This is a genomic window from Staphylococcus sp. 191, assembly GCF_011174885.1.
GTDB lineage: Bacteria > Bacillota > Bacilli > Staphylococcales > Staphylococcaceae > Staphylococcus > Staphylococcus coagulans.
Window position 1 is genome coordinate 73400 of record NZ_PNRJ01000003.1, and the last position, 22652, is coordinate 96051.

The window sequence follows — 22652 nt, forward strand, 5'->3', positions numbered from 1 at the left end:
TACACTATGTCACTTAAACCTCCGCAACATCTTTTGATTGCAGGTTTATGTCTTATCGTTGTAACCGTGCTGAGTTTAATGCTTGGGAATACGCTTGTATCACTACCACAGTTGATACAGGCGTTCTTCCACTTTGACAGAAACAACGATATACATACACTGATTACAGGCGCTCGTGCCTCTCGCACACTCATTGCACTACTGACAGGCGCTGCTTTATCCGTCTCAGGACTTTTAATGCAAGTCCTCACACGAAATCCAGTTGCATCTCCAGGACTTTTTGGTGTTAATGCAGGTGCTGTTTTTTTTATCGTATTTAGCATTACGTTTATTCAAGTAAGTTCATTTGAAGCATTAATTGTGATTGCATTTATTGGCGCAATGCTTGTCACGTTTTTAGTCGTTGCTCTAGGAATGTTTCGACAAACGCAATTTTCACCACAGCGTGTGATTTTAGCAGGTGCCTCTATCGCAATGCTTTTTACCGCCTTTACACAAGGCATATTAATCATGAGTGAAACCAATTTACAAGGCTTTCTATTTTGGCTTGCAGGTTCCGTTTCACTGCGTAATATTTGGGAGATTAAATGGATTATCCCCTTCCTTATCGTTCTCATATGTATTGCTTATTGTATGTCTTCACGCATTAATATCTTGATGACAAGTGATGAGATCGCGACTGGATTAGGTCAAAACATAAAAGCGACAAAGTGGCTATTGATACTTTTAATCAGTTCCCTTGCTGGCCTATCTGTAGCCTTAGCGGGTTCTATCGCATTTATTGGATTGATTGTCCCAAATATTAGTAAAGCGCTATTACCACCAAACTATAAATATTTAATACCTCACTCGGCTATCGTCGGTGCTTGTTTAATGATGATTTCTGATATTGTTGCGAGAATGATTATTCGCCCGTTAGAACTGCCGGTCGGTGTTGTCACAGCTGTCATTGGCGCAAGTGTATTGATTTATCTTATGCGGAAAGGAATCTATCGCCTATGAATTCAACATTAAAACTGAAAGAAACCTTTCTTCTGTTTGGCATTACCGTTGTGCTAATCGTTCTTGTACTTTTAAGTATGATGATTGGGCCGACATATATTCCGTTATCAGAGGTCATCGCATATTTGATTCATCCATCAGAAAGTGCTAACCAATTTACGCTAGAAGTGCTTCGGTTACCTCGTATTATATTAGCCATTTTAGCCGGAACTGCATTTGGTATCAGTGGTTTATTACTACAAAATGTCTTAAAAAACCCAATCGCCTCTCCTGACATTATCGGTATCACAGGGGGTGCAAGTTTAAGTGCTGTCTTTTTTATTACATTTTTCAGTAGCTTGAGTATTCACTGGTTACCCGTATTTGCTGTCAGTGGTGGTGCCATTGGTATGTTAATATTGTTGTCCTTTCAGGTTAAGCGTACGATTCGTCCCTCTACATTGATTATTATTGGGATTGCGCTTCAAACACTCTTTATTGCACTCGTACAAGGCTTAATGCTGACAGCCAAGCAATTGTCAGCATCTAAAGCCTATACATGGCTCGTTGGGAGTCTTTACGGGGGAACTTTCCAAGATGCTGCCGTTTTATTCATCGTTCTATTATGTATGGTGCCATTGTTGGCTCTCATTATTCCAAGAATGAAAGTGGCCGCATTAGACGATGCTATTAGCATTGGCTTAGGACTTAACTTAACCCAAACACGTCTTATCCAAATCATCATCTCTACCGTGCTTGTTTCTGTTGCGATCAGTTTTGTCGGTAACATTGGTTTTGTTGGTTTGATTGCCCCTCACATTGCTAAAACACTGATTAAACAAAGCGCGTTTAAACAAATACTGATGTCTGCGCTGATAGGTGCTATTTCAATATTGGTCGCAGATTTCGTCGGACGGACACTCTTTTTACCGAAAGAAATACCGGCAGGTGTCTTCATCGCCAGCTTCGGTGCACCGTTTTTCATTTACCTATTACTAACCGTAAAAAAATTTTAATTGACCTAATTCATTGCTTCATCCGATGGGAGTGGAACATGAAATCGAATTGATTTCTTCATTTCATTCCCTTTTTTTCAATCTTCTCTACTCGCTTAAAATTATTCGTATACAATCTTTTATGTTCTCCGTTTTTATTCAAACAAAATGTTTCATATTTCACTAAAAATGGAAAAGAGAGTAAGTGTAAGTTAATTTTAATATGTGAGGAGAGTTGAAATGGGAAACAAAAAGACAGATCAACTAAAACATGTAGAAAAGCACAATGAAGGAAAAGCCATGACGACGAATAATGGGGTTAAAATAAGTGAGGATGAAAATACGTTAACCGTGGGGGAACGTGGTCCAAGCTTACTCGAAGACTTCCATTTTAGAGAAAAAATAATGCATTTTGATCATGAGCGTATTCCAGAAAGAATTGTCCACGCCCGTGGTTTCGGTGCTCACGGTGAATTCAAAGTTTATAAAGACTTATCTGAATACACTTCTGCAGACTTTTTAACTCATCCTGAAAAAACAACACCAGTGTTTGTAAGATTTTCAACTGTTCAAGGTTCGAAAGGTTCCCCTGACACTGTCAGAGATGTTCGTGGTTTTGCGACGAAATTTTACACTGATGAAGGCATTTTCGATCTCGTTGGAAACGACATCCCTGTCTTCTTCATTCAAGACGCAATTAAATTTCCAGACTTAATCCATGCGGTAAAACCTGAACCCCACAACGAAGTCCCTCAAGGGGGCTCAGCACATGATACATTTTGGGACTTCTTCGCTCAAAATCCCGAATCCACACATACAGCAGTTTGGGCAATGAGTGACCGTGGTATACCTAAAAACTTTAGACAAATTGAAGGATTCGGCGTACACACTTTCCGTTTAGTCAATCGTGAAGGCCAATCCTACTTTGTTAAATTCCACTGGAAACCTACACATGGTTTAGAGTCATTAGTATGGGACGAAGCCCAAATTTTATCAGGTAAAGATATCGACTTTCATCGTAAAGATTTATATGAATCAATCGAAAAAGGCGACTACCCTGAATGGGAATTAGGTCTTCAGATTATTAAACCAGAGCAAGAATTTGACTTTGATTTTGATATTCTTGACCCAACTAAAATATGGCCAGAAGATCAAGTTCCTGTCGAAATCGTCGGAAAAATGACTCTCAATCGAAATGTATCGAATGTATTTGATGAGACGGAACAAGCTGCCTTCCATCCTGGACACATTGTACCGGGTATAGATTTTTCAAACGACCCTCTTTTACAAGGCCGTTTATTCTCATATACCGATACACAAATTTCAAGACTAGGGGGTCCTAGCTTCAACCAAATTCCAATCAACCGCCCTGTCAATGAAGTGACGAACAATCAAAGAGATGCAATGCATCAAATGAATGTTCATGTTGGTCAAACGGCTTATCACAAAAATGCTTTGAACAATAACGATCCCCATACGACACCTAGAGAAGAAGGTGGCTATGAACACTATCAAGAAAAAGTTGAAGGTCGTAAAATTCAAAAACGTAGTGAAAGTTTCAAAGACTACTACAGCCAAGCTAAACTTTACTTAAATAGTTTGACGCAGCCTGAATATGACCATACGGTAGATGGTTTTTCATTTGAAATAGGTAAATGTAAATCAGTGATGGTAAAACAAAATGCGGTTAATCAATTGAATAAAGTTGACCGTACATTAGCAGAACGTGTCGCTGCGAATGTAGGTGTCGAAGTCCCTGAAGAAAATGAAGAAGTACAATCAGACGCGAAAGATAGTAAACTCACAATGGAAAAATTCGATATTCCATTGCCTGGCCATTCTGTTGCTGTTCTGATTAATGGCAATATCAGTGAAGAAACGTTGAAAGCTTTTGCGAAAACATTCACTGAAAACAAACTCAATTATGCTTTTGTAGGAAAACAGCCTAAAAACATTAGCGAAGAGTTCGGTATCACTGAAACCTTTGATACCGCGCACCCAACACTTTTTGATAGTGTCTTTGTGTTGTCAGATGACTCAGATTTATTACCTGAAGTTGAAGAATTTGTTGAACTCACATACAAACATCATAAACCTGTCATTGTCGACCGCTCAGCATCAGAAAAACTAGGTCATTCAAAGATAAATATTCATGCGTCAGGTGTCTTTATCTCTAATGAGCCTGAAGTTATTGTTGAAGCTTTCGCTAGAGCAAGATACTGGGACAGATAAACTAAAATAAAGTACTTTTAAACTGTGTATATCGGTGCATAACGCACCGACTGCACAGTTTTTTGTTGTTTTTTAACAATAAAGAAGGCTGAGGAGGCCCTCTCGGAAAGCAAAGTCATACAATACGAAGTTTAATCATAAACAAAATAACACTCAGATGATTTTCTATTAAAAATCATCTGAGCGCTATTCATTTCGGAATTGATGTCCCAACCGTTTCATCAATCGAACATATTGAATTATTTCTGAAGACAGCGTTGATAAAACGAACTTAATGCTTTATTTTGCGTGCGCTTAAACTGTTCATTCGGTGCCAAGTTTGGATCTTTATCATTATGATCTTTTGGGGCAAAACCTGAAGAAAGCGTCACGTCCTTCCCATTTTTAAAGGTATATTCATAAACTTGACCTTCTTCAGTGAAAATATATTTAGTGATGGGTTGATTTAAATCTGCCACCTTGCCATAACCTTCAATATTCGATAAGTCAGAAGCGGATGAATCAAATCCAGTCTTTTTATCTTTAGAAGTATAAACCACCGCACCGGTTACCGCATGAAAATCAAAATGCTGACGTCCCGGCTTCCCATTATCATTAATTTGAATTGCACCTTGATCTGTCATCGCATACCAGTCACCAGTTGAAATACTACTTGTACTGAAATAACGATTTGAGACTGCCCTTCCGTCTTCTTTTACCATTTTGGACAGCTTTTGAATGACTTCCGCTTTGATTTTCTTTTTCTTTTCATCTGAAAATTTGGACGCTTGCGGTTGATTTTGTTGAACCGCAGTTGTAGCTTTATCCTTTGCGCCACTTTTTGAGTCTACTTGGCTATGACTACAACCCATGAGCAAGACCATACAACACAACGGAATCCACATCACTTTCATACGTGCTCTCATACAGACTTCGGCTCCTTTTCCAAGGCAATCATTGTGCCTCATCGCATCAACAAGCGACATTTAAATACAGATAGATTTCTACTTAGTCTTTACTAATTCCAAATTCATCTACCAATTGAATATGACGTTGTTCGCCTTTGCTAATGTCACCGCTTAATTGATAAATTTTCACTTTGAGTTGATTTCCTTTCACTTCATAAACAGAGAAGTTTTGATTAGAAGAATCTCTATTATTTTCATGCTTATCATTAAATGCATCCGTCTGTTGCGGCTGTTGACCTACTTTAAATAAACTATTGTAATGAGCTAATTTCTTTTGATCTAACCATGAAAGCTCAGGTCTTACTTTTTTAATATGTGCCAATGAACGATCATAAATACTATCATATTCTTTCGTTCCACCTGTATTCGGTAGTACATAGACTGCACCTTCAGGATGGTCATAATACGTCACTTGATCTTGACCTACAAATTGTTTTGCATCCTCTTTTTTCGCATTCACAAAACTATTTTTAGTCGACGTGTGTTCCAAAGGATACGTACGTGACAATACATGATCGTGACCTTGCAACACAAGATCCACATCTAAATCATCTATCGTCTTTGTCAATTCATCTCTAATTTTTTTCACATCTTTATCCGAAAGGGCATGGTAAGATTTAGAGTACATTGGCTTGTGTAAATTCAAAATAATCCATTTCGCGCCATTTTGTCGGGCTTTTTTAATATCTTTTTTAATCCATTTCATCTGTGTTTTTCCAATGGCTTTTTCATCTGGATTATCTTTAGATTTTTTATTATCATTTGTATTCGCAACGACCATATGCGCGCCATTATAATCAAATGAATAGTATGAACCACCATTTACAGCATGGTTTGCTTCAGGCACATTCACATGCTCATTAAAAGCACCTAACAATTTATCGTCATCTTCATTCAATGCATATTCGTCATGGTTACCCGCTGCCGCAACGACAGGTAATGACATAAATGAAGGACGTGACTTTTCATATAAATCTTTCCATTCATCTTCTACTTGCGCTGTTTCAACAAAATCACCTGTATGTAACGCAAAATTAGGATTTCCAGCTGTTTTTATCGCATTTTTCAGTGTATCTGCACCAAATGCCGCTTCATTTCTAACGTGTTCATTCCAAAATGCGTTTTGGGTATCCGTATATTGAATGAAGCTGAATGCATCGCCTTTGTCTCCACCCGTTTTAAATGTACCGACTTGACTCTTCTTTCCTTTTTCGCTACCCACTTTATAATAATATTGTGTATTCGGTTTTAAATTTTTCGCCTTTGCTTTATACGTATATTCTGGTTTACTGATTAAATCGGTTTCCCCATGTTGATCACCACTCGTCCAAGCTGGCCCTCCTACATTTTTATCCGTATAATAACCGTTCACTTTAGGTTTCCCATTTTTCTTAACTGGCTTACCTTCATCATCCTTTTCAATATCCTTGAAAATAATGTTACCTGCTTTATCTCTTTCAAGATATTTAGAGTTTACCTTTTTAGATTTTGCTTTGAAAGTTTTGGCATGTTTAAAATCTTTCGATTGAGAAACCCAAACTTTGGCATCTTTAAATTCATCCGTCGTATACCAACTAAATCCCATTTCAGATTTTGTTTTCCCATTGATGTTCGTAATGATACGATTCGGGTGATTATTCGTCGGGACGTCAGCGACTTTAGGTTTCTGATGTTGTAACTGTATTTTCTTCTCTTGTGACTGTCCTTCCCCGCTATTCGCGCTCGCATCTACATGACTTGGTGCGACCGTCGTTACAATAATACTTGCACTCATCACAGCACTCAATACGAATGACTTTCTTTTAAACCCTTTCATAAAGAACCTCCCACAGTCTTTTTATTATGTACAATATCATCTTAGCAATCACATTTTAATTTAAAGTAAATTTTATTAAGACAATATAAGAATTGCGTTACTGTTTGTATTAAGAGGAAATAGATGTATTTTTTACAACTTATTGACCCAAAATCTTACATTTTGTGACTGTATCAACTAAATTTTGTTAAAATATAAATAAATATGATGTTTTTGGAGGTCTTATACTTGAAGAAACAAATAGAGGTTGTAGGCGCTGTTATTTTCTCAGATCAAAAAGTGCTTTGCGCTCAAAGAAATGAAAATATGAGTTTACCTCTCATGTGGGAATTTCCTGGTGGGAAAATCGAAAAAAATGAAACTGAAGTTGAAGCGTTAAAAAGAGAAATTAGAGAAGAAATGTTATGCGACTTAGAGGTCGGTGATAAAATAACATCTACCTCCCATGAATATGATTTTGGTGTTGTTCATCTTCATACATACCGATGCAAACTAAAAGATACAATGCCAACTTTGACAGAGCATAAAAATATAAAGTGGTTAGATGTTCATGAGTTAGAAACCCTCAATTGGGCACCTGCAGATATCCCAGCGGTAAAATTGATTAGCTCTGAGGAACAATTATGAATCACCTTCTAGAAGATTTTAATCAATCATTACACAAAGGCTTTATTGATCGTACAATTTCTCACAAGGGAAATTTTATGCCAAAGCTAGTGATTAATAATAAAGAAGAAAACGTTTTATCAAGTATTATTAATGAATTATACAAATGTGAATCATTTACCTTTTCTGTTGCTTTTATTACTGAAAGTGGATTGGCAAGTTTAAAATCATATCTTTATGACTTAAATCAAAAAGGCATTAAAGGTAAGATTATTACTTCCAATTATTTAGGCTTTAATACACCCAAAATGTATAAAGAACTACTAAAACTTAGCAATGTGGATGTAAGACTGACTGATGTTAACGGATTTCATGCAAAAGGCTATGTTTTTGAACAGAAACATTATGCTTCTCTGATAGTAGGCAGCTCCAACCTTACTTCAAATGCTTTAAAAGTTAATTACAAGCATAATATTTTACTATCAACTCAGAAAAACGGTGATCTTGTATATAATATAAAAGCGCAATTTGATGAATTATGGGATAAAAGTGTCCCCCTTACAGAAGCTTGGATCGAAAATTATGCATGCACATATGATTCGCGCTCTTTGAAAAATGCTATACAACTTACAGAAGAACAAAATAATATCAAAGATCAATTAGATCAAACGCTTAAAATACAACCGAACCTCATGCAAAAAGAAGCCCTACATTCATTGGCTGAACTAAGGAAAGAAGAAAAAAACAAAGCGCTCATTATTTCTGCTACAGGTACTGGAAAGACCATTTTATGTGCTTTAGATGTTCGAAACTATCAACCACAAAGATTTTTATTTATTGTTCATAACGAAGGGATTTTAATAAAAGCTATAGAGGAATTTAAAAAGGTTATGCCTTTTGCTAAAGATCATGAATTCGGTTTGTTAACAGGTAAGCATAAGGATATTAAATCAAAATATTTGTTTGCCACAATACAGACATTATCAAAAGACAATATCTTAAAGCAGTTTAACCCATCGCACTTTGACTATATTGTTTATGATGAAGCGCATCGGTCAGCAGCTGAAACATATCAAAAAGTTTTCAATTATTTCACACCTAATTTCATTTTAGGTATGACCGCAACACCTGAAAGAACGGATGACTTAAATATATTTGAAATGTATGATTACAATATTGCTTATGAAATTCGATTGCAGAAAGCACTTGAAAGTGAAATATTATGTCCTTTCCATTATTTTGGTGTAACTGATTATATGCATCAAGGCCGCTTAACTGAAGATCTTACACAGTTAAAACAGTTGACTTCTGATGAAAGAGTTAAACATATTATAGAAAAAACACAGTATTACGGATACTCTGGAGATGAACTTAAGGGCCTTATATTTGTTAGTAATACCGAAGAAGCAAAAATATTAGCTCAAAAATTAACTATAAACGGAATCGCTTCAGTTGCACTAACTGGAAAAGATAATCCTACTAAGAGACAACAGGTGATTTCACAACTCGAAACTGGTGATATTTATTACATTATTACTGTCAATTTATTTAATGAAGGCATTGATATCGCTTCGGTCAATCAAATAGTTATGCTAAGGGAAACAGAATCCAGTATCATCTTTATCCAGCAGCTAGGTAGAGGATTACGTAAAAGTGTTAACAAAGAGTATCTCACCGTCATTGATTTTATTGGTAATTATCAAAAGAACTACCTAATACCTATCGCTTTATCTGGTGATTCCTCACAAAATAAAGATAATTATAGAAGGTTTCTAACAGATAATACCGCCTTAACAGGAGTTTCGACAATTAATTTTGAAGAAATTGCGGAAAAGAAAATTTATGAGTCCCTTAAACAAGCAAAGTTAAGTTCAGCAACTGTAATTAAACAGGCATATAACGAGGTTGCACAAAGAATCGGAAAAATCCCTTTACTTATGGACTTTATCTGGCAAAATTCAATAGATCCACGGGTGATTTTTTCCTCTGATAGCCCGTACAAAAATTATCATGACTTTCTTGTAAAATTCAAGAAAGTTGAAGACAATTTAACTATTAATGAAAAGAAAAATTTGACATTCCTATCTCGAGAAATAGCACCGGGCTTGAAAAAGGTCGACCATATTATTTTAAAAGCAGTTATTGAAAAACCCCGAAAAGTTGATGAGCTTTTCGAGATTGCTAAACGTGAAGATACTAATGTAACTATAAAAGATGTTCAAACAACATTAAAAATATTAGATTATCATTTCTTTATTTCCACAATTCATAATGTATATGGTGAGCCAATTATTGAAATTTCAAACGACGAAGTTTCATTAACAAGCACTTTTACTAATTCACTTAGTAATTTACAATTCAAAAGATATGTAGATGATATTATTGAGTTAGCTGAATATAATCATGTAACGCATCATGGAAATCAGACCGGGCTCTTACTTTATAACAAATACACAAGAAAAGATTTTGTTAAATTATTGAACTGGTCAAAAGACGAATCAAATACAATCAATGGTTATAAATTTGGCCATAACACTTTGCCAATCTTTATCACATATCATAAGCAAGATCATATTAGTGAAACAACTAAATATGAAGATGCCTTTTTAAGCCCGGATGAACTTAAATGGTTCACTAGGGCTAGAAGAACTTTAGCATCTTCAGAAGTACAAAAAATAATAACACATAAAGAAAATCATGTAGATATGTATATCTTTGTTAAGAAAGAGGATGCCGCTGACGGCAAAGAATTTTATTATCTTGGAAAAGCAAACTATCTAGAAGGAACTGTACAACAAACGACTATGGATAATGCTAATAAAGATCAGATTGTTACTATGACATTATCCATGGAAACCCCTATCAAAGATACGCTTTATAGATATATTATTGAATCGTAAGGAGCATGACAAAATTCTGTTTAAACTTATTTTTTAGCCCCTTTTAATAATGGCTAGATTGCGCTCATTAGAAATCATATGCGCAATTTAGCCATCTACTATTATTGTGTTTTTATTTAAACCGGCTAATGGATCAGTCCAAAATGCGCCAGAATCTTCTACCCTTCTTAATGATGATCTGACATATTCAACAATGTTGCTGCGTTTTGATACATCATTTTTTCTTTCTGTTCATCAGATAACAGTGAGGTTGTCGTTATTTCATCTGCAAGCGACGTCACTACTTTTTCTATGGTATACGGTGTATCTGAACCATAGACAATTTTATTTTCATCCGCCATTTCAAGTAATGGTTTTAATTGATAAGGTAATACTTTCCCAGCTAAATCAAAGTATAAATGTTGCATGACTTGTGCAAAATCATCAGGCTGTTCATCATAGTGAAATATTGCATTGGCCATTTTAATGCGTTGTACGATGACAGGCAATAATGCACCACTGTGAGGCACAATCCATTTAATATTCGGATAACGACTAAATGTCCGATTTTGATTCATAAATACAATCGCTCTCGTCGTATCAAAGAAAAACTCCATTAAAGGTGTGAGCACTTTCGCTTTAATGGCATCATTCATCGGCTGAGGTTCATTCGGATGAATGGCGACGATCGCATGACGTTCATTTAACTTTTCAAATATCCGATCTAAACGTTGGTCACCAAGATAAATGCCACGTGCATTTGTCGGTAAGAGGAAGCCTTTCGCATGTTGCGCATCTAACGCACGATCAATCATTTGAATACTTTCTTCTAAAGGTAAAGGGAGCGAAGCAAAAAAGCCTATCTTGTCAGGATATTGAGACGCGAGTTGCGCCCCGTATGCATTCATTTCTTCTGTTAAGTCCAACATTTCATAATCTGGTGCCACACTTTGATGCGGCCCTGCAATAGATAAAATGCCATAATCGATAGTCATCTTCTTCATCAATGCCAAATAGTTTTCAATAGAAAAGTAAGGTGTCGCAACACCGGCACCTTTGCCATCAAAATAATCATCTAAAAACTTTATAAAACCCGGTGAAAAATAATGCGCATGTAAATCAATCTTTTTCATTATACACACTTCTCTCTCTTTTTATGATGTGCTCGATTGGCTTATGGAGAATAGCTCAACTTTAGCATAACAACTGCAACTAAGTATGTTTGCAATTTTAAATAATAACATTATTTATACTTTATATTATATGATTAAAACATCTCCGTCACAAATGTTTACCTTTAATATATTACTGCTAAAATTACACCCCTGTATATTTACATGCATTCTTTATCGTCTCTATGTGTTGTTCATAACTTTTTGGTGATGTCACATGCCCTTGTAATGATAGGTGCATTATCATTTTCAATAGCGTATTTCGTTTTAATTGGAATCATCGTATATTTAATTTGAACATTTTCAGTCTAACAGTATTTTTTATTTCTCTCATACTCAAATATACGCCTTTTAAACTTGTAACCAATGATGTTCATCAAACACAATTTTATCTGGCTTTGCATAATCTGTAATCATATAATCAATAGCCTTAAATGCATTGATTACAAATGCTGCTTGATTATCTCTTTTTGTACTATCTGTGACTAAAAACGTTTCTACACTTTGTTGAATCATAGTATTGCTCACCAATGCCTCTTCTAAATCATATTCATAGATACTTGTTGTATCAAAGGCACCACACGATAAGAAAGCTTTATCGAATTTAAATTGTTGTAATAACTGATTGGTTAATGAGCCACGTACGACATCCTGTGCTGTATTGGTTTTTCCTGGCAACATTATAATCTCCGCATCTATCCGCTGTTCCTCAACCGCTTTGTTCAACTCCGTCACAGTAATCAACGATGGCGTGACAAATGTACAATTAGAAAGATGATTTAAATATTTTGGGATACGTCCTGTGGTTGTGCCACCATCTAAGACAATTATTTCACCATTTCGAATGAACTGGGCAGCCTGCATGGCTAATCGTTCTTTCACGGGTGCTTGCTTTTGCCATTTATTAACAAATGACTGTTCTTTATTCAAATAATTATATTTTACTGCACCACCATGAATTCGAGTTACTTTTTTATCTTCTTCAAGTTGCTCTAAGTCTTTTCGAATCGTTTCCGGTGTGACTTCAAAATATAAAGCCAGATCACTCACAAATACTTTCCCATTAGTGGCAATACGATTACAAATCATCTCTAGCCTAGATTTCTTTTTATACATGTGCGCCGACTCCTATCTTTGATAACTTCAATTTCCATCGCCCTTTGTGCCATCTTCTCAACATGAGAAAGAAGCGTATACTTTCTTCAAAAATATTAGTAAAAATCATTCCAGTATAACCCCAACCCAATCTCATAGAGACAAAGTATGAAATAGGGATTAATAGACACCACGTCGTTATGATATTGATGCAAACTGGATAACGCACATCTCCCGTTATATTGAGCAAATCTACAATATAATTATTCACTGCTCTTATAGGCTCTAATAAAATAAAACAACATAAGTACAATACAGTAAAATGAAAAACCGTTTCATCAATGAAATACCGCCCTAACATATAGAATACTCCAACTAAAGTCGTCATAATCACTACAGAACGTGTGGCATTAATGACTAATCCCCGATGTACGCTTTTAGTCAACACAGTGAACTTTTTACGTGCCATTAATTTACCCAAATAGATTTGGCTTGCCATACTGTATGCCATCACCACACAAAATGAAACATTGCTCATCGCCACTGCTAACGTTTTAGATGCAACAACTTCTGTCCCTATAATAGCTAAAAAAGCGACCATTATCGTTTGGGCAAAGTGATATGAAATTTGTTCACCTGCCCCAGGAAGTCCTAATGAGAGCACTTTTTTACTCTTGAAACGATTCAGCTTAAAATTTTTTAATTGAGGTCTATACATTTTGATTAAATGATAACCTGCATAAAACATCCCTAGCATCCGAGTAATCAACGTTGCAATGGCCACAGCTAATATAGGCTGTCCAAAGTAATCTACAAAAACGAATAAAACGAGATAATTCAATACAATATTGATGATATTCATTCCAATTGTTGTTTGTGCAGCAATATGTGCTAAATTTAAAATTCTTAATAAACTACTCACTAACATTTGTGTTGTTGTTATCCCAAATCCCCATAAGAATACAACGCCAAATTGATAAGTTATCTCAAAGATCTCCTGTGGCACATGCATAAAAATGAGCATTTTATGATAAGTGAAGTGCGCGATGAGGCTGATCAATATGGAAAATACGAAATTCAGCGTTAAACTGTGATAGATTTCTGATTTAAGTTCACTCACTTCATACGCTTTTTGATGAACTAATCGAATCGAAACACCTACATGTATCACCGTAATTATAAATGTTAATAACATCATAAGTTGTGTATTAATACCAGAAACTGCAATGGCTTTCGTATCATAAGCACTTAACATTAACACATCGATTTGGGTCATAAGCATCATAAACAGCTGTTCAATAAGAATAGGGACATAGAGTTGTCTAAACCGTAACTTAGAAACGTTGATCATATTCTACTATCTTCGTTCGATAAGGTTGATATGGTGATAAATCAATGAGTCTTGCACCTCTATTTACATCTCCATAGCAGTTGAATCCACTGATACGACCATAGTTCAAACCAATACCATAATGATTGAAACTAAAATCATTGTCATGGTCATGTCCACAAAACATCCCCTCAATATGACCTAAACTTAACATTTGTGCAAACAAGCCTGAATTCACTGTCGGACAACCAATCTCTTCATTAAATATCCCCCTATAATTTTGGGTTGATGCAATCGCTTGATATTCTGGTATAGGAATATGTGTAAATACCAAATTATGATGCAACATCAACTTACTTTTATCTTGATAGTACTTTTCAACCTCACTCATCCAAGCAATATGCCCTGGATGAATATAGGCATATTCACCAACAGCAGACTCACTGTAATCCCCACCATCAATGATATATAAAAGATGTGACAGTTCGTTTTCATGAAATATTTCTACCACATACGCTTCTTTATCATCAATCAATTTTGAGTGGTGTTTATCAACATAACGCTTAGAGATTGCCGCTTCCATATTCCTCAAATCACTTCGGCGCAATTGATTTTCAATATCGTGATTGCCAAATGTGGTCGCTATTTGGGTATCAAATTGATTTAAGAATATTAACAAAGATTTGTATGTGTTAGCAGCATCCATCACACCTTGCGTCCATATTTGATCACCTGTAAACACACACAAATCAGGATGATACGTCGAAATCATTTGTTCTAACAATTTAAAAGTCTTTTGATCTTTCTCATCATGATTTGAACTTAAATGCAAATCTGTGAACTGCAATATTCTGAAGAACGACATTTTTACACTCCTTTATTCTTTAGTAGAACCGATATTGACTCCCTTAACAAAATGTTTTTGTACGAATGGAAATAACAAAAGGATAGGGATAATAAGCAAAACAATCATTGCCATTTGCAGTGAATCTCCTGTAATCGTGATACGCTCTATCATCTGATATGCCCCTGATTTTTGTTTAAGCGCATTGGCAATAGATTCTTGACTTGTCAACATATCTTGTAAAACTGTAGCTAAAGGCTTTAATTTGGGGTTTCTGACAAAGAATGCACCTGTAAACCAATCATTCCACTGACTTACAGCGTTAAAGAGCGTCACTGTTGCAATCACAGGTTTACTCATTGGTAAAATGATTTTCCAAAATATTTGCCAGTGATTACAGCCATCTATACGCGCTGCTTCGATAACACTATTCGGTATTTGAGAAAAAAACGTACGCATAATCAAAATATTATAAACACTATACAATGAAGGAATAATATAGACCCAAAATGTATCAGTTAAACTTAACTGGTTCAGCAAAATATACAAAGGAACAACACCTGCATTAAATAACATTGTAAAAACTAAGAAAAATGTTATCGTCCGTCGAAAGGGTAAAGTTTTGATTGTTAATACATAAGCTGCCATTGCTGTGAGTATGACACTGAGGACCGTTCCAATTAATGTTTTAGCCAAACTAATCAACAACGCATTCAAAATTGTTCCTTGTTTAAAAATTTCTTTAAAATTATCTAATGAAAACGTTCGTGGCCAAAACGTGATGCCTCCTCTTTGCGCGTCCGTCCCACTGTTAAAAGCAAGTGCAACAATATGAAGCATGGGTAACACAATTGATAATGCCATAATGATAATGATTACCCAGGAAATACTACGAATGATGATACTACTCCAATCATGGTTGATTTTCATTGATACTCATCCTTTAAAATCTTATTTGTTCCCCATCTTTCATTTTCTTTTCAATCATTTTTTCAAACTCTGGCAAGCCCGCTTGGTCGAGTTTATTTTTAGCATCTTTCAAAATACGTTCAGATTCTTTATCTGTTGCTGCATAATATGCACGTTTTATAGATTCATCATATTCATCCAATGCAATCTCTAACTCCTCACCTTTATCAAATTTAGGTAAGAATGATTTCACTGTTAAGCCATCAATCACTTTGGCATGTTTTAAATGTTCATCATAATGCCATGCATCTGCCATCTTTTCCGGATTTGTTTTACCTTGTGCTTTACGAACATGGTCCCCGTACTCTCTTTCGCCAAAATCTGCCTCGTTATCTATATCTGTAAGTCCGAGATGGTCTGCCCAATATGCACCTGCCCCACGAAAACCTCTTTTTTTAGCTTTATCAGGATGAGTTTCGATTTCTTTTAATACTTCTTTTTTTACAAGTGGATTACCTTTTTTATCCAAAGTGTAATCGCGCCCTTCAATTCCATATTGGCCTAACAATTTCCCTTCACGACTGGCTAAAAAGTCAGCTAATTTGACGACGTCTTCTGGGTGTTGCGTACTTTTAGGAATGGACCACCCTCCGTAACCCGACTTATACGGTAAATTCATTTGATAAGGTCCTCTCACTGTATTCAAAGGACCAAGTGGCACGTATTTCATATTTTGATTTTCAGCGACATAATTGTGTAAGTCAGAGACAATACCCCAAGATCCGTTAACAAGCCCTTCTTTCGCTTTGTTTTCAGGCATCGTATAAAATTCTTTTGTCATCAACCCTTGGTGCATTAGCGATTTAACATATTTGACACGTTGCATACCATAATGCGTATCAGCTTCATGTTTTACCTGCCCATGATCAAGTTGGAACTTTTCATCCGCTCCCCCTGTCCATACCAAATCACTATAAAAAGCTGTTCGATCACTACCACCCCAAGCCGTTGGACCAATAGGGGTAATAGCTTTACCGTTCTCATCTTTAAAATGATGTGCTTTGATTTTTTCTGCTAATGCTTTCATCTCTTCCGATGTTTTAATCGAACTTGGATCTATATGAAGTTGTTCTGCAATATCTTTACGTATGTAAGGACCTCCTACCAGCTTTCTGCCCGGATCTCCCGGTTTTCGATTAATATTCATGTGAACGAAATAAGTCCCGTTTAAATCTTTTGGAAACATAATATTTTCACGCGTATCTTTAGGCAAGTAATCTTTCTGTAAATATTTTTTATAAACTTTTGTATCTTTTAAAAGTGGTTTTAGATCTGTTAATTGACCTTGTTTCGCGGCTTTATTCAACACTTTCATCTCTGGACGCCCACTATTATCCAAATAGTAAACGATGAAATCTGGTAAGTCTCCAGAAGCCAGTCCAGAAGTTAAAGCTTCTGTCGCATCGTCACCTGATGCCGTTTGAAGTTCTAAAGTAATACCTGTCTTTTCTTTTAATTCTTTTGCAATGGCTTTATTCATTTCAGGAGATGCATCATTTTTGCTTTGAAAAACAAGCCCTGTAAGTTTACGATCTGCAATCCAAGTATCAGGTTTGTCCTTTGCATCTGCTTTTCGTTTTTCTTCATCTTGGTCCTTGCCACAAGCTGTTACAAATACAATGAGAAAGGTCAACAATACAATACTTATTTTTTTAATATGTTTCATCATTTTCTCCTTAATATAATGATGTATTTAATTTCTTATTGGCAAAACGATTTACAACTACTACGAGCAATAATCCTATCAAACCTTGTAACAAACCAATTGCAATCGAATAACTGAAATCTCCTTGTTGAATCCCTGTACGAATCACGAAAGTATCAAGGATCTCTGAGTATTTTGCATTACCGGGTGTTTTTAATAAGTAAATTTGATCAAACCCTGCTTTCAAAATATCTCCCAAAGATAAAATGAACAAAATGACAATTGTAGGGGATAACATTGGAAGTGTAATATGAATGATTTGTTGCCATTGATTTGCACCATCGATTTTGGCAGCTGCATATATTTCTGGATTAATCCCCATTATTGCAGCAAAGTAAATAATGGAGTCCCAACCGACATTTTTCCATAAGTAACTTGAAAACATAATCGTATGAAAATATTCAGGATTCATCATAAAATAAGTTGACCCGTCTCCTCCAAATTGCTGCATTAATTGATTAATCAAACCACTATCTGGAGCTAGTATTTTTTGAAAAATACCAACGACAACCACCCAAGATAAGAAATGAGGAATGTACATGATTCCTTGAAAAACTCCTCGAAAACGTCCTAATTGGGTCTGCGCAATTTCATTAAACATAATTGCCATAATGATCGGAAACGGTAGCGCTAATACGAGTTTCATTCCGCTAATCACTAATGTATTAATAATAATTTGATAACTTTGTCCATCAGAAAAGAAACGATTGAAATATTTAAGTCCTTCCCATTGTCCACCGAAAATTATCGTATCAAAACGAAATGATTTGAATGCTAAAATTAAACCCGCCATCGGAACATAGTTGAAGATAATAAAAAAAAGTAAACATGGTAATAACATAAAATATAGCCCTTTATGTTGCCAAAATCGACGTAATAAAGACGTTTGTGTAATAGCATCCTTTCTCTTTCCGGGGCGTAAAATCTTTTTCATAGTACTTACTCCAATCCATTGATCTTATTAAATAACAATTTCTTCAGAAGCGGTGTTTTGTTTCTGTAACAATACTTCACCCGTTTCACTATGAAAACAGTGACAATCTTTTCTTTGCATCCCTAGGTGAATGCATTGTCCTATCTCTACATCGGTTTGGTTATCTGCGGATATAACAATTTCTGTTTCTCCTTGCTTACAGTGGATACGTTTTGTTGCACCGATTAATTCTACTAATACTACTCGCCAATCTGGCATTTGAATCTCATTTTCCTTTAAGTCTTTTATATCTGAAGCAAAATGAATATACTCTGAACGCACCCCAAGATTGAAATGTTGCTGTGTCATTCCATTGAAAATATGTACAGACGCAATAAGGTGCTGATGAAAATACCAGCCCTGTTCATTTTGAACAACCGGTATGATATTCATAGCTGGATGACCTATAAAAGTGGCTACAAATTGATTTTTAGGGTAATGATAGATTGCTTCGGGTGTTCCCACTTGTTGAATCACACCTTCTTTTAGCAAAACAATTTTAGTTGCCATCGTCATCGCTTCAATCTGATCATGAGTGACATAAAGGGTAGTTGCTCCCATTTCTTTATGTAATTTGACAATTTCCGTGCGCATATGCGTTCGTAATTTAGCATCTAAATTAGAAAGCGGCTCATCCATCAGAAAAATTTTGGCATCGCGTACAATAGCTCGTCCAAGGGCTACACGTTGTCTCTGTCCACCAGAAAGTGCTTTCGGTTTTCTATCTAACAGGTGGGTGATTTCTAAAATATTTGCAGCCTCTCGAATACGTTGATCGTAATGCTTTTTCTTTACACCACGCATTTTCAAACCAAAAGCTAAATTATTATATACCGTCATATGTGGATATAGTGCATAGTTTTGAAACACCATGGCGATACCACGGTCTTTAGGCGGGACTTGGTTTAAACGTACGCCATCCACATAAATCTCACCCTGACTCACCTCTTCCAACCCTGCAATCATGCGTAATGTCGTAGATTTCCCACAACCAGAAGGTCCGACAAGAACAACAAATTCTTGATCTTCAATTTCTAAGTTAAAATCTTTAACCGCATAATTATGGTCATCATAAATTTTGTTCAAATTTTTGAGTGTAATCATACCTTCACTCCCTTCAATAGGTTTTACAATTCAATTTTAGTTCTGATATGTTAAGTTAATATATTGTTTCAATAAAAAAAGATTAAAGTCCAAATTTTTGTTTATTATTTTTCAAAAGTTTTTCTCTTTAAACGTATCAAAACTACAGCAATATCATTGAAGTTCAAAGCAAAGATATTTCAAAAACTTTTACATTGAAATCATAAAATTCATATGTGCAACATAAAATAAAAGTGAGTAAAAATGATGGCATCAACTAAAAAACAAGTTGACATCCGTAGCAATTGTTTCACTTAAACGCATCAAAAGCGTGCGACAGAAACTGATTTAGTTTACCTTAAAGCTTAAGCCCCTTAATCTTTCTCACATAAAAAAACTACTCACATTTAACCAATAATGTGAGTAGGCGATTCTAGTCGATTAAATTGTAATCATCACTATCAATCTTTGGGAAATTTTTAATGATACTCGATTCTTTGATATACTGTACGTCATAAATCATTGCCATACAATAAAGAAAAAGAATGAGCGTTCTTTCGTCAACTTGACCTGATAAATAATGTGTTTTTAACGATTCGTATAGATGTTTTTCTGAAGGTCTACACACTTTTTTGAAATAGCCCCACATATGGCTCAATGCATTGATAACAGACCCTTTCGTCGGCTCAATCGCCAAGGCTTGATCAATCAACGCTTTTACTTCGTCATAATTGCAGTCGCCTTTTAACGTGGTTCTAATACGGTTGTAACTATTTTGATGATGCCACATGACCTCATACTTATACGTTTTCCACAGCACTTCAATTTCATGTCGACGTGAAATGACAACCCCTCCTCATTTGTTCTTATCTCGTTTATCCTATTGTAGCGATTTCGTACTGATTGATACACTTTCACGCTTGTTTCAATCGATACGGTGACCTCTGTGGCTCAATTTTTATATAAAAAAGCGTGAGGCAGAAATTCAATTTCTCTCATTTCCGTCTCACTGCTCTGTATATAGTGTGTAAATATGTCTTAATATTTTATATAAAACCGTTAAATATTCGCATTATTTATACTGTGTCTTAACTTCTGCAATCGCATCATCCATACTCATGTTTGATTTAATTGCGACACTTGCGATAAAACTACCTTCTACAATAGGTGCTTCAATTTTTTCAATTCGATGTGGACCTTCATACATTTCTAAAACTGTATCAAGGTTCATACCTGCTGAACCGATATCATAGAAGCATAACGCATCATCTTTTAAATTGTTAATTGCTGAAAAAATACGATTAAAGTCTGTTCCTATTTCTTGATTTTCTAAGCCACCTACTGCGACGATGTTGACGCTGTTGTCTGTCATTTGGCCATTTAATTCTTTTACACCTTCTGCAATTTTGTAACTATGACTGACAATGACGATAGATGTCATAATGATTCGCCCCCTATAATTGCGTTTAAGATATAAACGCTACTTTGAGCGCCAGGATCAATGTAGCCTTTTGATGCTTCATTGAAATAAGAAGCGCGTCCTTTGGTTGCTATCATGTCTTTTGTTTCATTTGCATAAGATTGTAACTTTTCAAAATCAACGTTTTCGTTATTTTCTAATGCTTGTCTTGTGCGTTCAATGACATCATACATTGTTTTTTCATTTAATTTAACTTTACCACGTTGTTGGATGCCCTCAGCGAATGCAGTAATGACCTGTTTTAAATTTTCACTGTCCATTTCATCTTGCACTTCATTCGCCATTTTAATAAAACCAAATCCGTATAAAGGTCCAGACGCACCACCGATATTAGACATTAATGTCATTCCTGTAGATTTAAATAATGATTTCATGTCTTTATCATCGATTTTATCTTTTAAATGTTCAAAACCTCTTAGCATGTTCACGCCGTGATCACCATCACCGATCGCTCTATCTAAATCAGTTAATTCTTCTTCTTTTTCTTTAAACTGATCTGCTAAATCCAGTAATCTTACTTTCATTTCTTGCACATTCATTTAAGTCACCTCAAAAATTTAAAACAATGATTATTCGCTTAAAAGTATCGACTTGCTGTAGGTGCAGCTAAAGCTTCACCTAGATCTTCACTATATGGAACAATTGTAATTGAGAAGCCTTGCATATCTATAGAAGTCATGTAATCGCCCACGAACCATTGTTTAACGACAAAGTTGTGGTCTTTCAATTGTGCATCTAAATATTTAGCCACAATATTCAATTCTGATAACGGTGTACCACCCATACCATTGACCATTACAATGATATCTTTCTCTTTGACTTCTTTTAGTAATGCATCTAATAATCGTTCAATAATAACATCTATCGGTTGAACTGCTTCTCGATGTGATCCTTTTTCACCATGAATACCAATACCGATTTCCATTTCTTGATCGTCGATATCAAAGCTGTATTTACCAGTTGTTGGTACCATAGGTGAAGTTAAAGCCATACCAATACTTTTAATTTTCGGAATGACTGTTTCAACTTTTGCTTTAATGTCAGCTAATGAAAAACCATTTTCAGCTAAATAACCTGCATATTTATGAACCAAAACTGTACCAGCGACACCACGACGTTTTTCTGTGTCAGAGACCGCAACATCATCACGAATAATGACACTTTCAACTTGAATGTCTTCCATTTGTGCCATTTCTTGAGCCATTTCAAAGTTCATTACGTCGCCAGCATAGTTTTTGATGATGAGTAAAACACCATCTCCTGTGTCTACGGCTTTAATGACATCAAGAATTTTATCTGGTGTTGGAGAAGTAAAGATTTCACCGCAAACTGCAGCGTCTAACATTCCTCGTGCAACAAAGCCTGCATGTGCAGGTTCGTGACCACTACCACCGCCAGATACGAGGGCCACACCTGATTGCTTTTTATCTTTTCTCACAACAACCGTATCTGATATTAATTCCACATCCGGATTCGTTGTGATAAGTCCATCTAGCATATCAGCTAAGATTTGGTTTTTGTCTTTGATTAATTTTTTCATACTCA

General features: G+C 35.6%; 19 protein-coding genes. 5 read left to right on the forward strand and 14 right to left on the reverse strand.

Translation table 11 applies throughout. The features are described from left to right. Positions 1–6 precede the first annotated feature (6 nt). The 3 genes from C1H58_RS03520 to C1H58_RS03530 all read left to right on the forward strand — a co-directional run bounded on the left by C1H58_RS03520 (position 7) and on the right by C1H58_RS03530 (position 4208). Positions 7–1002 carry a FecCD family ABC transporter permease gene (locus tag C1H58_RS03520; protein ID WP_165545350.1) on the forward strand — a complete coding sequence of 332 codons (996 nt, stop codon included), beginning with the start codon at positions 7–9 and terminating at the stop codon, positions 1000–1002. Further along, on the forward strand, positions 999–1997 hold the full coding sequence (locus tag C1H58_RS03525) for a FecCD family ABC transporter permease (RefSeq protein ID WP_165545351.1): 999 nt from the start codon (positions 999–1001) through the stop codon (positions 1995–1997). Before C1H58_RS03520 ends, C1H58_RS03525 begins: the two co-directional genes overlap by 4 nt. Before the next feature lie 219 nt (positions 1998–2216). Continuing rightward, positions 2217–4208: a catalase gene (locus C1H58_RS03530; protein WP_165545352.1), complete on the forward strand. Its 1992-nt coding sequence runs from the start codon at positions 2217–2219 to the stop codon at positions 4206–4208. 239 nt (positions 4209–4447) lie between these two features. Here C1H58_RS03530 and C1H58_RS03535 read toward each other — a convergent pair whose 3' ends face one another. Both C1H58_RS03535 and C1H58_RS03540 read right to left on the reverse strand, forming a co-directional pair. Further along, positions 4448–5113, reverse strand: a complete 666-nt coding sequence (locus C1H58_RS03535) for a hypothetical protein (RefSeq protein WP_165545353.1) — start codon at positions 5111–5113, stop codon at positions 4448–4450. A gap of 82 nt (positions 5114–5195) precedes the next feature. After that, entirely contained in the window at positions 5196–6971 is a 1776-nt protein-coding gene (locus C1H58_RS03540; protein WP_165545354.1) for a purple acid phosphatase family protein, read from the reverse strand. 228 nt (positions 6972–7199) lie between these two features. Here C1H58_RS03540 and C1H58_RS03545 point away from each other — a divergent pair, with 228 nt between their 5' ends. Together C1H58_RS03545 and C1H58_RS03550 are read left to right on the forward strand one after the other, a co-directional pair. After that, a complete protein-coding gene (locus C1H58_RS03545; RefSeq protein ID WP_165545355.1) occupies positions 7200–7598 on the forward strand; it encodes a (deoxy)nucleoside triphosphate pyrophosphohydrolase in 399 nt (132 codons plus the stop codon). Next, a complete protein-coding gene (locus C1H58_RS03550; protein WP_165545356.1) occupies positions 7595–10477 on the forward strand; it encodes a DEAD/DEAH box helicase in 2883 nt (960 codons plus the stop codon). The genes C1H58_RS03545 and C1H58_RS03550 overlap by 4 nt, the downstream gene beginning before the upstream one ends. A 167-nt stretch (positions 10478–10644) precedes the next feature. Here C1H58_RS03550 and C1H58_RS03555 read toward each other — a convergent pair whose 3' ends face one another. The 12 genes from C1H58_RS03555 to dhaK form a co-directional block, all read right to left on the reverse strand. Then, positions 10645–11589, reverse strand: a complete 945-nt coding sequence (locus C1H58_RS03555) for an amidohydrolase family protein (RefSeq protein WP_165545357.1) — start codon at positions 11587–11589, stop codon at positions 10645–10647. A 390-nt stretch (positions 11590–11979) separates the two neighbouring features. Next, the gene (locus tag C1H58_RS03560) at positions 11980–12744 is read right to left on the reverse strand and encodes a DeoR/GlpR family DNA-binding transcription regulator (protein WP_165545358.1); all 765 of its coding nucleotides are present in this window, start codon (positions 12742–12744) and stop codon (positions 11980–11982) included. Then, complete coding sequence (locus tag C1H58_RS03565) at positions 12737–14074, reverse strand: MATE family efflux transporter (RefSeq protein ID WP_165545359.1); 1338 nt, start codon at positions 14072–14074, stop codon at positions 12737–12739. Before C1H58_RS03565 ends, C1H58_RS03560 begins: the two co-directional genes overlap by 8 nt. Further along, on the reverse strand, positions 14058–14918 hold the full coding sequence (locus C1H58_RS03570; RefSeq protein WP_165545360.1) for a metallophosphoesterase family protein: 861 nt from the start codon (positions 14916–14918) through the stop codon (positions 14058–14060). The genes C1H58_RS03565 and C1H58_RS03570 overlap by 17 nt, the downstream gene beginning before the upstream one ends. A gap of 12 nt (positions 14919–14930) precedes the next feature. Next, entirely contained in the window at positions 14931–15827 is an 897-nt protein-coding gene (locus C1H58_RS03575; protein WP_165545361.1) for a carbohydrate ABC transporter permease, read from the reverse strand. A 13-nt stretch (positions 15828–15840) separates the two neighbouring features. After that, entirely contained in the window at positions 15841–17532 is a 1692-nt protein-coding gene (locus tag C1H58_RS03580) for an extracellular solute-binding protein (protein ID WP_165545362.1), read from the reverse strand. Positions 17533–17542: 10 nt separating this feature from the next. Beyond that, on the reverse strand, positions 17543–18505 hold the full coding sequence (locus C1H58_RS03585; RefSeq protein ID WP_165545363.1) for an ABC transporter permease: 963 nt from the start codon (positions 18503–18505) through the stop codon (positions 17543–17545). Between the two features lie 27 nt (positions 18506–18532). Next, positions 18533–19648, reverse strand: a complete 1116-nt coding sequence (locus C1H58_RS03590) for an ABC transporter ATP-binding protein (RefSeq protein ID WP_165545364.1) — start codon at positions 19646–19648, stop codon at positions 18533–18535. A 412-nt stretch (positions 19649–20060) separates the two neighbouring features. Next, positions 20061–20417: a DUF1722 domain-containing protein gene (locus tag C1H58_RS03595; RefSeq protein WP_207554623.1), complete on the reverse strand. Its 357-nt coding sequence runs from the start codon at positions 20415–20417 to the stop codon at positions 20061–20063. A 282-nt stretch (positions 20418–20699) separates the two neighbouring features. Beyond that, positions 20700–21068 carry a dihydroxyacetone kinase phosphoryl donor subunit DhaM gene (gene dhaM / locus C1H58_RS03600; RefSeq protein ID WP_016425786.1) on the reverse strand — a complete coding sequence of 123 codons (369 nt, stop codon included), beginning with the start codon at positions 21066–21068 and terminating at the stop codon, positions 20700–20702. Then, positions 21065–21646, reverse strand: a complete 582-nt coding sequence (gene dhaL / locus C1H58_RS03605; protein WP_060829163.1) for a dihydroxyacetone kinase subunit DhaL — start codon at positions 21644–21646, stop codon at positions 21065–21067. The genes dhaM and dhaL overlap by 4 nt, the downstream gene beginning before the upstream one ends. Positions 21647–21684: 38 nt before the next feature. After that, positions 21685–22647, reverse strand: a complete 963-nt coding sequence (gene dhaK / locus C1H58_RS03610; protein WP_165545365.1) for a dihydroxyacetone kinase subunit DhaK — start codon at positions 22645–22647, stop codon at positions 21685–21687. Positions 22648–22652: the final 5 nt, after the last annotated feature.

Coding starts and splice junctions, on each gene's coding strand:
- C1H58_RS03520 (WP_165545350.1), top strand. CDS start 7: ATGTCACTTAAACCTCCGCAACATCTTTTGATTGCAGGTTTATGTCTT.
- C1H58_RS03525 (WP_165545351.1), top strand. CDS start 999: ATGAATTCAACATTAAAACTGAAAGAAACCTTTCTTCTGTTTGGCATT.
- C1H58_RS03530 (WP_165545352.1), top strand. CDS start 2,217: ATGGGAAACAAAAAGACAGATCAACTAAAACATGTAGAAAAGCACAAT.
- C1H58_RS03535 (WP_165545353.1), bottom strand. CDS start 5,113: ATGAGAGCACGTATGAAAGTGATGTGGATTCCGTTGTGTTGTATGGTC.
- C1H58_RS03540 (WP_165545354.1), bottom strand. CDS start 6,971: ATGAAAGGGTTTAAAAGAAAGTCATTCGTATTGAGTGCTGTGATGAGT.
- C1H58_RS03550 (WP_165545356.1), top strand. CDS start 7,595: ATGAATCACCTTCTAGAAGATTTTAATCAATCATTACACAAAGGCTTT.
- C1H58_RS03555 (WP_165545357.1), bottom strand. CDS start 11,589: ATGAAAAAGATTGATTTACATGCGCATTATTTTTCACCGGGTTTTATA.
- C1H58_RS03560 (WP_165545358.1), bottom strand. CDS start 12,744: ATGTATAAAAAGAAATCTAGGCTAGAGATGATTTGTAATCGTATTGCC.
- C1H58_RS03565 (WP_165545359.1), bottom strand. CDS start 14,074: ATGATCAACGTTTCTAAGTTACGGTTTAGACAACTCTATGTCCCTATT.
- C1H58_RS03570 (WP_165545360.1), bottom strand. CDS start 14,918: ATGTCGTTCTTCAGAATATTGCAGTTCACAGATTTGCATTTAAGTTCA.
- C1H58_RS03575 (WP_165545361.1), bottom strand. CDS start 15,827: ATGAAAATCAACCATGATTGGAGTAGTATCATCATTCGTAGTATTTCC.
- C1H58_RS03580 (WP_165545362.1), bottom strand. CDS start 17,532: ATGAAACATATTAAAAAAATAAGTATTGTATTGTTGACCTTTCTCATT.
- C1H58_RS03585 (WP_165545363.1), bottom strand. CDS start 18,505: ATGAAAAAGATTTTACGCCCCGGAAAGAGAAAGGATGCTATTACACAA.
- C1H58_RS03590 (WP_165545364.1), bottom strand. CDS start 19,648: ATGATTACACTCAAAAATTTGAACAAAATTTATGATGACCATAATTAT.
- C1H58_RS03595 (WP_207554623.1), bottom strand. CDS start 20,417: ATGTGGCATCATCAAAATAGTTACAACCGTATTAGAACCACGTTAAAA.
- dhaM (WP_016425786.1), bottom strand. CDS start 21,068: ATGACATCTATCGTCATTGTCAGTCATAGTTACAAAATTGCAGAAGGT.
- dhaL (WP_060829163.1), bottom strand. CDS start 21,646: ATGAATGTGCAAGAAATGAAAGTAAGATTACTGGATTTAGCAGATCAG.
- dhaK (WP_165545365.1), bottom strand. CDS start 22,647: ATGAAAAAATTAATCAAAGACAAAAACCAAATCTTAGCTGATATGCTA.